15 protein-coding genes are annotated in these 13,761 nt (G+C 66.2%); 7 read left to right on the forward strand and 8 right to left on the reverse strand.

The window, feature by feature from the left end:
• The 4 genes from OXF11_17595 to OXF11_17610 all read left to right on the forward strand — a co-directional run.
• Positions 1–1,195 (forward strand): aconitase family protein (locus tag OXF11_17595; GenBank protein MCY4488914.1); only part of this gene is annotated, 1,195 nt, incomplete at its 5' end.
• 509 nt (positions 1,196–1,704) lie between these two features.
• On the forward strand, positions 1,705–2,535 hold the full coding sequence (locus tag OXF11_17600; protein MCY4488915.1) for a YHYH protein: 831 nt from the start codon (positions 1,705–1,707) through the stop codon (positions 2,533–2,535).
• A gap of 16 nt (positions 2,536–2,551) precedes the next feature.
• Positions 2,552–3,022 carry a hypothetical protein gene (locus OXF11_17605; GenBank protein ID MCY4488916.1) on the forward strand — a complete coding sequence of 157 codons (471 nt, stop codon included), beginning with the start codon at positions 2,552–2,554 and terminating at the stop codon, positions 3,020–3,022.
• Positions 3,019–3,669 carry a helix-hairpin-helix domain-containing protein gene (locus OXF11_17610; protein MCY4488917.1) on the forward strand — a complete coding sequence of 217 codons (651 nt, stop codon included), beginning with the start codon at positions 3,019–3,021 and terminating at the stop codon, positions 3,667–3,669. The genes OXF11_17605 and OXF11_17610 overlap by 4 nt, the downstream gene beginning before the upstream one ends.
• A 12-nt stretch (positions 3,670–3,681) precedes the next feature.
• Here the strand turns inward: OXF11_17610 and OXF11_17615 are convergent, their stop codons facing one another.
• On the reverse strand, positions 3,682–4,557 hold the full coding sequence (locus OXF11_17615; protein ID MCY4488918.1) for a hypothetical protein: 876 nt from the start codon (positions 4,555–4,557) through the stop codon (positions 3,682–3,684).
• Between the two features lie 134 nt (positions 4,558–4,691).
• Here OXF11_17615 and OXF11_17620 point away from each other — a divergent pair, with 134 nt between their 5' ends.
• Positions 4,692–5,852, forward strand: a complete 1,161-nt coding sequence (locus tag OXF11_17620) for a GNAT family N-acetyltransferase (protein MCY4488919.1) — start codon at positions 4,692–4,694, stop codon at positions 5,850–5,852.
• Positions 5,853–5,881: 29 nt separating this feature from the next.
• Here the strand turns inward: OXF11_17620 and OXF11_17625 are convergent, their stop codons facing one another.
• Complete coding sequence (locus tag OXF11_17625) at positions 5,882–7,186, reverse strand: sulfite oxidase (protein ID MCY4488920.1); 1,305 nt, start codon at positions 7,184–7,186, stop codon at positions 5,882–5,884.
• 69 nt (positions 7,187–7,255) lie between these two features.
• On the opposite strand from OXF11_17625, the gene OXF11_17630 reads away from it, so the two are divergent.
• Both OXF11_17630 and OXF11_17635 read left to right on the forward strand, forming a co-directional pair.
• Positions 7,256–7,531 (forward strand): type II toxin-antitoxin system RelE/ParE family toxin, encoded by a 276-nt coding sequence (locus tag OXF11_17630; GenBank protein ID MCY4488921.1) that lies wholly within the window; start codon positions 7,256–7,258, stop codon positions 7,529–7,531.
• A gap of 8 nt (positions 7,532–7,539) precedes the next feature.
• Positions 7,540–7,872 carry a HigA family addiction module antitoxin gene (locus tag OXF11_17635; GenBank protein ID MCY4488922.1) on the forward strand — a complete coding sequence of 111 codons (333 nt, stop codon included), beginning with the start codon at positions 7,540–7,542 and terminating at the stop codon, positions 7,870–7,872.
• A 28-nt stretch (positions 7,873–7,900) separates the two neighbouring features.
• On the opposite strand, the gene clpA is transcribed toward OXF11_17635, so the two are convergent.
• The 6 genes from clpA to OXF11_17665 all read right to left on the reverse strand — a co-directional run.
• Positions 7,901–10,144: an ATP-dependent Clp protease ATP-binding subunit ClpA gene (gene clpA, locus OXF11_17640; GenBank protein MCY4488923.1), complete on the reverse strand. Its 2,244-nt coding sequence runs from the start codon at positions 10,142–10,144 to the stop codon at positions 7,901–7,903.
• A gap of 1 nt (position 10,145) precedes the next feature.
• Positions 10,146–10,460 (reverse strand): ATP-dependent Clp protease adapter ClpS, encoded by a 315-nt coding sequence (clpS, locus tag OXF11_17645; protein ID MCY4488924.1) that lies wholly within the window; start codon positions 10,458–10,460, stop codon positions 10,146–10,148.
• An 83-nt stretch (positions 10,461–10,543) separates the two neighbouring features.
• The gene (locus tag OXF11_17650; GenBank protein ID MCY4488925.1) at positions 10,544–10,879 is read right to left on the reverse strand and encodes a HipA domain-containing protein; all 336 of its coding nucleotides are present in this window, start codon (positions 10,877–10,879) and stop codon (positions 10,544–10,546) included.
• A gap of 11 nt (positions 10,880–10,890) precedes the next feature.
• On the reverse strand, positions 10,891–11,295 hold the full coding sequence (locus tag OXF11_17655) for a cupin domain-containing protein (GenBank protein ID MCY4488926.1): 405 nt from the start codon (positions 11,293–11,295) through the stop codon (positions 10,891–10,893).
• Positions 11,296–11,542: 247 nt separating this feature from the next.
• A complete protein-coding gene (ilvD, locus tag OXF11_17660) occupies positions 11,543–13,216 on the reverse strand; it encodes a dihydroxy-acid dehydratase (GenBank protein ID MCY4488927.1) in 1,674 nt (557 codons plus the stop codon).
• Positions 13,217–13,353: 137 nt separating this feature from the next.
• A partial coding sequence (locus tag OXF11_17665) for a DUF6282 family protein (protein ID MCY4488928.1) occupies positions 13,354–13,761 on the reverse strand: 408 nt, incomplete at its 5' end.

Consider the following 13,761-nt stretch of genomic DNA (forward strand, 5'->3'; position numbering starts at 1 on the left):
CTACGGCTGCACCACCTGCGTGGGCAACGGCGGACCGCTGCCGGAGAACATCGGCAACGCCATCCAGGAAGGCAACCTGGTGACCAGCGCCGTGCTTTCGGGCAACCGGAACTTCGAGGGCCGCATCCATCCCCACATCCGCGCCAACTACCTCGCCTCGCCCCCCCTGGTGGTGGCCTACGCCATCGCCGGCAACATGGACGTAGACCTCTACAACGATCCCATCGGCCAGGACTCCGACGGCCAGCCGGTGATGCTGCGGGACATCTGGCCCAGCCCCGAGGAGGTGCGTGCGGAGGTGGCCAGGGGCGTTACCGCCGATGCCTTCCGGAAGGAATACAGCAACGTCTTCGAGGGCGACGACATGTGGCGGAGCATGCCGGTGCCGGAGGGCGAGCTGTTCGCCTGGGACCCGGACTCCACCTATGTCCGGGAACTCCCGTTCTTCGCCGACATGCCCGCGGAGCCGGCCGCGCCCGGCGACATCAAGGGAGCGCGGGTGCTGGCACTGCTGGGGGATTCGGTGACCACCGACCACATCTCCCCGGCCGGCTCCATCGAGCGGAACGGCCCGGCCGCCCGTTACCTCACCGAACACGGCGTGGAGCCCAAGGACTTCAATCAGTACGGCGCGCGCCGGGGCAACCACGAGGTGATGATGCGCGGCACCTTCGCCAACGTGCGGCTCAAGAACCAGATCGCCCCGGGCACCGAGGGCGGCTTTACCGTACACCAGCCCGACAACGAGCAGTTGTCCATCTTCGACGCCGCCATGAAGTACCAGGAAGAAGGCATCCCGCTTATCGTCATCGCCGGCAAGGAGTACGGCACCGGATCGTCCCGGGACTGGGCCGCCAAGGGGCCGCGGCTCCTGGGCATCAAGGCCGCCATCGTCGAGAGCTTCGAGCGCATCCACCGGAGCAACCTCATCGGCATGGGCATCCTGCCCCTGGAGTTCATGAAGGGTGAGAACGCCGAGTCGCTGGGGCTCACCGGGTTCGAGACCTACGACATCGCTGGCGTGGCCGACGGCCTGAGCGTGCGCAAGCAACTGCAGGTCACCGCGACAAGCGCCGAAGGAAAGGTGACCACCTTCCAGGTGACCTGCCGCATCGACACACCCGCCGAGCTGTCGTACCACCGCCACGGCGGCATCCTGGAGTACGTGCTCCGGCAACTGGCCGCGAACGCTTAAACCCGGCGCCGTCCGGCATTCGTCATTTCAGCGCCTTCCTCCGTCATTCCCGTGCAAGCTCGCCCCCGACTCCGGTCGGGGGCGGGAATCCGGGGGCGGTGGCGGAGCACTACAGCGGCGTTTCCCCACCTCACCCCACCTGGATTCCCGCTTTCCAGGCTGTGTCAAAACGTCGCCCGGACAAGGATTGGCGCCGCCCGCCGATTCGTCATTCCCGCGGAAGCGGGAATCCAGGGGTGGTGGTGGGGCACTACAAGGGCGTTTCCCCGCCTCGCCACCCCTGGATTCCCGCTTCCGCGGGAATGACGAATCGGGGGGATTGCCTCGCTGAAATAGTGTTTTGACACAGCCTGTTCCGCGGGAATGACGCTACAAGCATCGGTACCGTTCCGGTATCCAATCAGTCTCACACAGCCCGTTCCCCAGGAACCCCGTTCGGTCTAATGCTCATGAAACCGTTTGTCTGTGCTGTCGTAGGTTTGACCGCGATGCTGCTCGCGGTGACGGCGATGGCTCAACGGGAAGGAAGACGGCCGGCCCGCTTCCACGTCGCAACGGAAAGCGCCGCGGTAAGGCTCGTGCCCGCCAACGAGACGGCCGGCCCGCCGAAGGCGTCCATCGAAGTGTCCGGCACCACCCGGACCATCCGCTCCAACGGCATCCCGGCGCACCGGGTCGGAACCTTCCCGAACCGCGGCAATCCTCACACCATCACGCCGCAGGACTACGCGTTCACCGTCACCACCGAGCCGGCGCCGGCGGGCAGGACGACCCGGTCGCGTCGCTGGCTTTGGGGCGTGGCGGTCAACGGCGTGCCGTTCGAGGCGCCGACCGCGGAATTCTGGCACGGCGAGCGCGGCGGCTGGAACTACGACGCCCTCGGCGGCGCGGTACGGCTGGGGCTGGACGCCAACCACGCGCACGTTCAGCGCACCGGCGCCTACCACTACCACGCACTGCCCACCGGCCTGATGCAGCGGCTGGGCTGGAAGGCCGATGCGCATTCGCCCCTGATCGGCTGGGCCGCCGACGGCTATCCGGTCTACGCGGTCACGGGGGACCTCGGGAACGGCGTGCGGAAGATCCGGAGCTCCTACCGGCTCAAGCCCGGCGCGCGCCCAAGCGGGGACGCCCCCGACGGCGCCCATGACGGGGCCTTCGTGCAGGACTGGCAATACGTCGCCGGCAGCGGCGATCTGGATGAATGCAACGGCGCCGTGATCCGGTCCCCGGAGTTCCCAGACGGCTCCTACGCCTATTTCATCACCGAGGGCTACCCGTTTGTCGCCCGCTGCTGGAAAGGCACGCCCGACCCCAGCTTCCGGAAGCGCCGGCGGTAAGGAGCGTCCAATTCTCGTGGCAAGCATTCTCCAGAACGAGTCCTTGTTCCGCCGCCTGCTGCTCCTGATTCTCGTGCTCGGGATGCTCGGGACGGGTGTGGAGTTGTTTCTCCTCGGTCATACGGAGGACTTCGAGCAGTGGATCCCACTGATCCTCCTGGCTTCCGGCCTGGTGGCCACCGGCGTCTGGATCAGGAAACGCACGCGGTGGAGCCTGCGGGTCTTTCAGGTGCTGATGGCCCTGTCCGTCCTCGCGGGGCCGGTGGGGATCTGGCACCACTACGAGAGCAACGTGGAATTCGAGCTGGAGATGAGCCCGGCGATGGCCGGCCTGGAGCTGTTCCGCGAGGCCATGACCGGCGCGATGCCGGCGCTGGCGCCCGGCACGATGATGCAACTGGGTTTGCTGGGACTTCTGTACGCGTTCCGACACCCTGTCTTCAACCCGAAACGGCTATCGTACGAAGCGGAAGGAGAGCAACCGTGAACACTCGAAACATCCGGCTGGCAACACTGCTGGTCATGGCAATCGCACTGTCCCTCGCCACCGCTCCGGACACCCGCGCCCAGGTGGGCAAGAACACGGGGGTCCTGAACCCCAACACGGCCACCGCCGCGGCGCTGGCCGGCTTGCCCGGGGTGAACCCGGACCTGGCCGGCCGCATTGTCGCGGGCCGGCCGTATCCGGATATGGATGCCCTGGACAAGACGCTCGCGTCGGGACTGAGCGCCGAACAGCGCAAGGCCCTCTACGCGCGGCTGTTCCTTCCCATCAATCTCAACACGGCCAGCGTCGCCTCCATCCGCATGGTGCCGGGCGTCGGGCGGCGCATGACCTGGGAGTTTCAGGAATACAGGCCCTACCGGGGCATCGCGGAGTTCCGGCGGGAGATCGGCAAGTACGTCGACGACGCCGAGGTGGCGCGCCTGGAGCAGTACGTGTTCGTGCCCATGGACGCCAACAAGGCCGGCGATGCGGCGCTCATGACGATTCCGGGCCTCACCGACGCGCTGCTCAAGGCACTCAAGCAGGCTCGTCCCTTCGCCGACATCGACGACTTCCGGGCGAAGATCGGCAAGCACGCCTCGGAGCCGGAGGCCTCCCGCCTGGCGCGGTACGTGACCGTCAACTAACGGACCCGTCCGCTACGGCGCGGACCCGTTCATCACGATCAGGATCAGGCCCAGGGTCATGCTTGCCGCGGGCGGCAACCGGACCCTGGCGCTTCCCTCGCCCAGGAGACGTATCCCCATGAGCGCGCCCACCAGGATGCTGATCTCGCGCGCGGGCGCGATGTGGCTCACCGGGGTGATCTGCAACGCCGTCAGCACGAGGATGTAGGCCAGGGGGTTCAGCAGCGCCACGCCCAGGGCCTCGCGCCGGTGGTCCCGCCAGGCGCCGCGCAACTCCCGCCGGCGGCGCAAGGCCACCGGCGCCAGCAACACGGAGCGGCCGCAGTTGGTGCCCCAATCCAGCAGCAAGGGCGCGATGGACATCGCGGTGACCGCGTTCTTGTCCCACAGCGTATAGCTGGCGATCACCACGCCGGTGGCCAGACCGTACAACACCGCCGGCCGCGACGGCCTTTGGGCACGGGCCCACCCGCCCCCGCCACTGAGCACGAAGACACCCAGGATGATGAATGTCCCGCCAACGAGGACGCCGGCCGGGGGACGTTCCCCGAGAAGCAGCATCGCGCCGATGACGGCCAGGAAAGGCCCGGTACCCCGCGCCAGCGGATAGACCACCGACAGGTCGCCGGCGCGGTAGCCGCGCTGGAGGACCGTGTAATAGAGCGTGTGCAGCACGCTGCTGCCGGCGATCACCGCGACCACGGTGGCGTCCACGGCAATGGGACGATACCAGCTCAAGGCCAGCACCGCGGGCAGGTACAGGACCACGGACAGCACCGCGAACAGCCACTGGAACACCGGGCCGCCCTCGGCTCGTTTCAGCAGAAGGTTCCAGGTGGCGTGGATGAAGGCGGCCGCCAGGAGGAGGCCGAGGGCGAAAAGAGTCACTGTCCTTCCTGACCGAGCGCCTGTGCTTCGGCGGCCCTGTAGGGCGACCACCCGGTCGCCTGTTCCTGGTACGACGCAACTACTCCGACAGACACCTAGACCTGATCGGGTGCTTCTGGCAAGAAGGTGGGGCCATGGGGGAGGAACAACTCGCGGTCCGCATCGTCCGGCGCATCAACGGGGTGTCGCGGGAGGCGTGGGACTCGTTGGTGCGCGACGGTTCGCCGTTCATGCGCTGGGACTGGCTGGACAGCCTGGAGGCCACGGACTGCGTGTGCGACAAGACCGGCTGGGCGCCGCACCACCTCGTGGTCGAGAGGGGCAAGGACATCCTCGGCGCCTGCCCCATGTACCTCAAGTCCCACAGCATGGGGGAGTTCGTCTTCGACCACCAGTGGGCCTCGTACGCCATGCAGGCGGGCATCCAGTACTATCCCAAGATGCTCGTGGGCGTGCCTTTCACACCGGTGGCGGGATCGCGCTTCCTCACCGCCCCCGGCGTCAACCGCGAAGGCATCATCGCCGTGCTCGGCCGGGCGCTGGTGGAGATCTGCCGCGGCAACGAGTTGTCGTCCATCCACATCAACTTCTGCGACCAGGACGAGATGGAAGCGCTGGAGGACCTCGACTTCATCCCCAAGATCGGGCTCCAGTTCCACTGGCAGAACCGCGACTACGACACCTTCGACGACTACCTGGGCGCCTTCCGGAGTGACCGCCGCAACAAGATCAAGCGCGAGCGACGTGAGCTGGACAACCAGGGCATCCAGATCCGCGCGCTCCCTTACGACGAGATCACCCCGGATATTCAGCGCACCATGTTCGAGCTGTACAAGCACCACATCGACCGCCTCTACTACGGCCACCAGTACCTGAAGGGCCGCTTCTTCGACGAGTTGCTGAAGCGGCCCTACCCGTTCCTCTGCCCCATCGTCGCCCAACGCGACGGCCGCATCATCGCCGGCACCTTCAACATCCGCGGCCCCGACGCCCTCTACGGCCGCTACTGGGGCTCCTTCGAGGAGCACCGCTACCTGCACTTCAACGTCTGCTACTACGCCGCCATCGAGCACTGCATCGACGAATCGCTGGTCCGCTTCGAGGCCGGCGCCGGCGGCAGCTTCAAGACCCTGCGCGGCCTGGAAGCCGCCAAGACCTACAGCGCCCACTACGTCAGCAACAAGCGCTTCCGGGAGGCCCTGGAGCGCTATCTTCGGGAAGAGCGGTCGGAGACGCTGGCGCGGCAGGAGTATCTGCTGGACGGGAGCCCGCTGAAGAAGGAGGAGAGGGATTAGTCAAGGCCCGTGCGGCTCCCGAGCCGTGCTCAACTCACGCGCACGAAGATACGGTGCATCGCGTTGTTGAGATAGCCCTTGGGATTCCACGCGATGGCAAACGGCTGGCTGGTTCCCTTGTCGTCGGTGGCCCGGGCCCAGACCTCGTAATAGCCTTGGCCGGGAAACTCCAGCCTCGCCGACCACCGCTGCCACGCATACCCGTTGGCCGGCCGCCCGAGCGCGGCTCGCTGCCAGGAAGCCCCGAAATCGGTCGACACGTCGACGCGCGCCACCTCGTTGTCGCCCGCCCAGGCGTGCCCCGCCACCGACAGGCTCCGGCCGTTGATCGACAGCCCGTTCCCGGGGGTCGTGATCAGGGATTTCACAGGCATGGAGCCGATGAAGGCCATGGAGCTGTCCGGCACCATTTCGCCGGGCGCGATCGGATACTCCGGAACGCGGTAGGAGCTCCCTGTCATCTTGGCCCCGTCGTGCACCACGTCACGCAGCCAGATGCGCGTGAGCCACTTCTGCGAGCAGGACCCCGGCCAGCCAGGGATCACCAACCGTAGCGGCGCCCCGTTCATCGGATGCAACGGCCCGCCGTTCATGCCGAAGGCGATGAGGTTGCCCGGTTCCATCGCCTTCTCGATGGGCACCCCGCGGGAGAGCGGTAGCTCTCCCCTCGCGCCGGAGACATCCGTATCCGCCCCCACATGCGCGGTGTAGACAACGTTGTCCTTCACGCCCACCGCCTTCAGGACGTCGGCGAGGCGAACACCCGTCCATTCAGAACAGGCCACCGCGCCCAGCGTCCATTGGTTGCCGCCCACGCGTGGCTCGAAGAACGCCCGCCCGTTGCCGGCGCATTCGATGGTCAGCCGGCGCTTCACCACCTCGAAACGTCTCCTCAGATCCTCGATGCTCAGATCCATCGGCCGGTGCACGAGACCATCGATCCGAAGACGCCAAGTCCCCGCGTCCACCTGCTTCGGAGCGATACCGTTGTTCCGAATGAAGTGCCGGACCGTAGGGGTCACCTCGTCGTCAAGCAGATGAGGCGGAGTCTCCGCGTTCAGCGGCCGCGCGCCGAGTACCGTGAGACCGTCCTTGCCCTCGATTCCCACCGGACCGGCGGCAAGCGCTTCCGGCATGAAGCCGGCCGGCATGTAACGGTGAAAGGGCATCGCTGCGCCGACCGCCGCCGCCATGGCCGCAAAACCGGCTCCCTTGAGAAAACCCCGGCGATCCGTGTGCGGCACGCGTCCGAACACGGTCCAATCGGCTCGCCTAGGGGCGTCCGCATGGAGTTCGAAGAGGCCTGTGCGTTTCTCGCCCCCGAGTCGTTCCATACTCGCTTCCTCCTGCACTCTATCCCTTGGCGAGCCTTGACACTGTAACAGGTCATGCTACAGTCCGACATGATCCAGAGCTTTCGTCACAAAGGGCTCGCTGAACTCTTCCAACGGGGCCGCAGCCGCCATGTTCAACCGACCCTTCAGGTGCGTTGCCTGCGCCGGCTGGAAATTCTGGATCAGGCCGAAACATTGGACGAAATCAACATGCCGGGTTTCAACCTACATCGTCTCCACGGAATACCGGAGCGATACAGTGTCCATGTCAACGGTCCCTGGTGCATCACATTCGCCTGGCAGGACGGTGAGGCCCTGCGAGTGGATCTTGAACAGTACCATTAGGAGAACGCATGACAGAGTACTTGGTCAAACGCCCCCTCGAACGCCCGCCGATACATCCGGGTGAGATATTGCGCGAGGACGTTCTTCCCGCACTCGGCTTGTCGGTCAGCGAGGCAGCCCGACGGCTTGGCGTGTCGCGTCAGCAATTGCACAGAATCCTGGCTTGCACTCACGCCGTTACGGTGGAGATGGCGCTACGGATCGGGAGACTCGTGGGCAACGGTCCCGGACTCTGGCTCAGGATGCAGCAGAACCACGATCTTTGGCGGATGGAGCAAGGACTCAGGAGCGAGCTGGACAAGATTACGCCGGCCGAGCCGACTCCCACGGATCTCATCTAGTGCGACCAGGAAGCCGTGAAACCCGCCGTCACACCTCGTACTCGAACACCAGCTCGCCGTCCTTTTCGTCGACGCGGACGCGGCCGCCGTTCTGGAGTTGGCCGAAGAGGATCTCGTCGGCGAGGCGTTTCTTGATCTCGTTGTCGATGAGGCGGGCCATGGGGCGGGCGCCGAACTGGGGGTCGTAGCCGCGCTCGGCGAGCCAGGTGCGCGCGGCGGGTTCGAGCTGGATGGTGACCTTGCGCTCGTTCAACTGGGCGTCGAGCTGGGTGATGAACTTGTCGACGACCTTCTCGATGACCACGGGGCTCAGGGAGTTGAAGAAGATGGTGGCGTCCAGGCGGTTGCGGAACTCGGGGCTGAACATCTTCTCGATGGCTTCCCTGCCCTTGCCCACGTTGGAGTTGTGGGCGAAGCCCAGGGCGGTGCCGCTCATCTCCCGGCCGCCCGCGTTGGTGGTCATGATCAGGATGATGTTGCGGAAGTCGGCCTTCTTGCCGTTGTTGTCGGTGAGCGTGGCGTGGTCCATGACCTGCAGCAGCACGTTGAACAGGTCGGGGTGCGCTTTCTCGATTTCGTCGAGCAGCAGCACCGCGTAGGGCGTCTTGCGGATGGCGTCGGTCAGGAGGCCGCCCTGGTCGAAGCCGACGTAGCCCGGCGGGGCGCCCAGCAGGCGCGACACCGTGTGCTTCTCCATGTACTCGCTCATGTCGAAGCGCAGGAACTCGATGCCCATGATCTGGGCGAGTTGCTTGGCCGCCTCGGTCTTGCCCACGCCCGTGGGACCGGAGAAGAGAAAGCAGCCGGTGGGCTTCTCGGGCTGGCCCAGGCCGGAGCGGGACAGTTTGATGGTGCTGGCCAAGGCGTCGATGGCCTCGTCCTGGCCGAAGACCACGAGCTTCATGTCCCGGTCCAGGTTGCCGAGCTGCTCCCTGTCGGAGCTGGAGACGCTGCGCGGCGGGATCTTCGCCATGGTGGCGACGATCTGCTCCACGTCCTTGGGTCCGATGGTTTTCTTGCGCTTCTCCGGCGGCAGGATCCGCACCGACGCGCCCACCTCGTCGATGACGTCGATGGCCTTGTCCGGCAGGAAGCGGTCGTTGATGTGCTTGGCCGAGAGCTTGGCCGCGGTGCGCAGCGCCGGCTGGCTGTAGGTCACGCCGTGGTGCTTCTCATAGTGAGGCTTCAGCCCCTGCAGGATCTTGACGGTCTCGTCGATGCTGGGCTCCGGCACCTCGATGCGCTGGAACCGCCGCGACAGCGCCCGGTCGCGCTCGAAGTAGCTCCGGTAGTCGTGGTACGTCGTGGAGCCGATGCACTTGATCTCGCCCGACGCCAGCACCGGCTTCAGAATGTTGGAGGCGTCCAGCGAACCGCCGCTGGTGGCGCCGGCGCCCACCACGGTGTGGATCTCGTCGATGAAGAGCACCGCGCCGGGCTTGTCCTTGAGCGCCGTGATGACACCCTTCAGCCGTGCCTCGAACTCGCCGCGAAACTTCGTGCCGGCCAGCACCGCGCCCATGTCCAGGGCGTAGATGCGCGTGTCCGACAACACTTCCGGTACCTTCTCCTCATGGATGCGCAGCGCCAGTCCCTCGGCGATGGCGGTCTTCCCCACGCCCGGGTCGCCGACGTAGATGGGGTTGTTCTTGCGCCGCCGGCACAACACGTGGATGGTGCGGGCGATCTCGTTGTTGCGGCCGATGAGCGGGTCCAGGAGTCCCTTGGACGCCTTCTCCACCAGTTCGGTGGTGAAGACCTCCAGCGGATCGCGTTGCGGCCCCTGCCCCGCTTCCTCGTCCTCCTCGCCCCCGGGAATGTGCTGCGGCTCTTCCTCCGGCAGCTTGGAGACGCCGTGGGAGATGTAGTTGATGAGGTCGAAGCGGCTGATGTCCTGCGCCTCCAGCAGGTAGCGCGCGTAGCATTGCTGCTCGCGGTACAGGGCCACCAGCAAGTCGCTCCCCTGGATCTCGGCCTTCTCGGAGGTCTGCGCGTGAATGAAGGCGCGCTGGACGATGCGGTGGAAGCCCAGGGTCTGCTCCGGCTCCTTCTCCGTCCCTTCGGGCAGCGTCTCCATGCGCGTCTCGAAGAACTCTTCCAGCTCCCGCCGCAAACGGTCGAGGTCACCGCCGCAGTGAAGGATGACTTCGCTGGCGTGCGGGTCGTCGAGCAGCACCCACAACAGGTGCTCGACGCAAACGAACTCGTGCCGCCGGTTCTTGGCCTCGTCGTAGGCCGCCTTGAGCACCGCCTCCAGGTTCTTGGTGATCACGTCATTCCTCTTCGATGGAGCACTTGAGTGGATACTCGTACTGGCGCGCCAGACTGTCCACCGTCTTCACCTTGGTCTCCGCCACCTCGTAGGGATAGACCCCGGCCACGCCGATGCCGTTCCGGTGCACGTGCAGCATGATCTGCACGGCCTCCGTGTTCTCCTTGTTGAAGACGTACTCCAGGATCTGCACCACGAACTCCTTGGTGGTGTAGTCGTCGTTGTGCAGCAGCACCTTGAAGAGCGACGGCCGCTGGAGCTTCTTCTTGGTTTCGACGACGACTTCGCGATCGAGATCGTGTTCGCGCTTGCTCATGGAGGGCCTCCCGAACAACCAATCGTGGCGTCCATGTTAGTACGAGCGCCGCGAGGGATCAATGGATGACGGCGGTTGCCGGTTCAGGCGATGGGGACCGTCCGGAGGTGTGCTTCGACGGCATCGACGACGCTTGCTTCCAGCGGTAGACTTGCCTTCTCCGCGCGCCAGTACTGTCGGAACAGTTCCACTGTTTCGCGCGCGGTCTCGAGGACGAGTCTTTGCGGCAGGCGTGCCCTGGCGGCGAGATGAGAGAGCTCGTCTTCCGAGAACTGATCGAACCGCTTGGTGCAGCTGAAGTTGAGGGCCGCCTCGCCGTCGGGAATGTAGGCGACGGTCGAAACGAAGTCATAGGCGGGCGCCAGCACCCCATGGCGCCGGTCGGGATAGGTCAGCGACCAGTTCTTGAGATGCTGCAATTCGTTTCCGCTTACGCCTTCTTCCAGCGCGGCACCTTGTCCCGATGCGGGATGCCGTCACCCAACAGCGTGCGGCCGCCCAAGGGGAAGTCCTTCGGCGGGACCGCGCCCATGCACAGGAACACCACGTCCCGCTTTGAATCGTTGCCGATGGCGCGGTTCACCTCCGGGCTCACGCGGATGACGGTGCCCTCGGGCATGGGAATCCGGCGGCCGTCCAGGATGATGGTGCCGTCGCCCTTGAGGGTCATGAACACCTCTTCCTGAACCTCGTGCTGGTGCACGTACTCCGCGCCCTTGCCCGGCTTGATGCGCACGATACCGAAACCGACCCCCTCACACTTGAGCCTTTGCGACAAGAACTCCTTGTCCTTCACGTCCTTCAGGGGCATGGACATCTTGTTGTACTTGGCCATGGCAACCTCCTTGAAAATAGACCGGCGGCTCTCCCCACCCCCCGCCGGGCTTTCCGCTTTCCAGTCCGTGTCAAAACCCTCCCGGCGAAGACGTTACGAATACGTCATTTCCGCGGAAGCGCGAATCCATGGGTCATGGGTACGGAGGGGCCGAACGGGCGTATTCCCCGCCTCACCCCGCCTGGATTCCCGCTTCCGCGGGAATGACGCTCTGCACTATGACGTGGCGACGGTTCCGCGCATCCACTTACCTCGTGACCGCACCCTCCGAGGCCGACGACACCAGCTTGGCGTACTTGGCCATGACGCCGCTGGCGTAGCGCGGCTCCGGCGCCTTCCACTCCCGCAGGCGCTTGTCCATCTCCTCCTCGGAAATCTCCACGTCGAGGCGCCGGGCGTCGACGTCGAAGGTGATGGTGTCGCCGTCCCGCACCGCGGCGATGGGGCCGCCCCGGGCGGCCTCGGGAGCCACGTGGCCGGCCATGAGGCCATGGGTGGCGCCGGAGAAGCGGCCGTCGGTGAGCAGCGCCACGGACTCCCCGAGCCCGGCGCCCACCAGGGCCGCGGTGACCCCCAGCATCTCGCGCATGCCCGGGCCGCCCATGGGACCCTCGTAGCGGATCACCACCACGTCGCCCGCGTTGATCTCTCCGTTCTGCACCGCCTTGAAGGAGTCCTCCTCGCGGTCGAACACCCGCGCCGGTCCGCTGTGGCGCGTGCGCTCGTGCCCGGCCACCTTGACCACGCAGCCCTCGGGCGCGAGGTTGCCCTTGAGGATCACGAGCCCGCCGGTGGGCTTCAGCGCCTCGGACACGGACCGCACCACTTCCTGGCCCGGCGTCTCCGGCGCGTCCCCGACCTCCTCGGCCAAGGTGCGTCCGGTGACGGTCAGGCAGTCGCCGTCGAGCTTGCCCGCGTCCAGCAGGCGGCGCGCCACCAGCGGAATGCCGCCGGCGCGGTAGAGGTCGTTGGCGACGAAGCGGCCGCCGGGCTTCAGGTCGGCGATGAGCGGTGTGTTGGAGCTGATGCGGTCGAAGTCGTCGAGGCGCAGGTCCACTTCCGCTTCCCGCGCCACCCCGAGCAGGTGCAGCACGCCGTTGGTGGAGCCCCCGGTGGCCGCGATGGAGGCCACCGCGTTCTCCAGGGCCGCGCGCGTGATGACCTGGCGCGCGGTGAGGTTCTTGCGCACGAGTTCCATGACCATCTCGCCGACCCGGTAGGCTACGTCGTCCTTGCTGTCGTCCATGGCCGGCACGCTGGCGCTGCCGATGGGCGAAATCCCCAGGATCTCGAAGGCCGTGGCCATGGTGTTGGCGGTGAACTGGCCGCCGCAGGCTCCCGGCCCCGGGCAGGCGTTGCTCTCCAGGTCCAGCAGCTCGGCGTCGGTCATCTTCTTGGCGGCGTGGGCGCCCACGCCCTCGAACACGTCCTGGATGGTGACGTCGCGGCCCTGGAAGCGCCCGGGCATGATGGAGCCGCCGTAGAGCATCAGCGACGGGAGGTCCAGCCGCGCCAGCGCCATGACCGTGCCCGGGATGGTCTTGTCGCACCCGGACAAGGCCACCACCGCGTCGAACAGGTGTCCGCGGGTCACCAGCTCGATGGAGTCGGCGATGACCTCGCGGCTGATGAGCGACGCCTTCATCCCCTCGGTGCCCATGGAGACGCCGTCGGAGACCGCCACGGTATTGAACTCGATGGGAACCCCGCCGGCGGCGCGCACCCCCTCCTTCACCTTGGCCGAGAGCCGGCGCAGGTGGAAGTTGCACGGCATCACCTCGATCCAGGTGTTGGCGATGCCCACCAGCGGCTTGTTGAGGTCCTCGTCCGTCAGCCCCACTGCCTTGAGCATGGCGCGGGAGGGCGCCCGGTCCGGCCCCTGGGTGATGGTCCGGCTGTGCCGGTTGAGTGCTTCAGCCATTGATGTCTACTCCTTGGTCGTATTGCAGGGCGACCGCGGGTCGCCCCTACACGCCCAGCTATGAACCCCGCTAGGGCGACCGCGGGTCGCCCCTGCACACCCAGCGATGAACCCCGTAGGGGCGACCCGCGGTCGCCCTAGTCGTCCAGCCACATGAGCTTGGCCGGGTTGTCCTTGAGCATGATGGAGATCTGCTCCTTGGTGATGCCGAAGCCCAGCAGCGCGCGGATGAACACGCGCATGCCGTCGACGGCGTTCAGGTGCAGCACCTGGCCGAAGTCGCTGCCGATGATGCAGCGCTCGGGACCGATCTCGGCGATGGTCTTGACGGTCTCCATGGGATCGGCGATGGGCTGGTACAGGCTCGGGATCATGGGCTGGCAGTAGGTGCCCACGTACACGCCCAGGTCCGCCAGCTCCTTCATCTCGTCCAGCAGCAGCTTGTTGAGCTCCAGCAGCGGATGGTCCAGGGTAGCGCGCACGCCCAGCTCCTTGGCCTTCTTGCACAGCGGCAGGAGTTCCTCGAAGTCGGTGTGGCCGAAGCC

The organism is Deltaproteobacteria bacterium, from assembly GCA_026712905.1.
In the GTDB taxonomy this organism is placed as follows: Bacteria; Desulfobacterota; Binatia; order UBA9968; family JAJDTQ01; genus JAJDTQ01.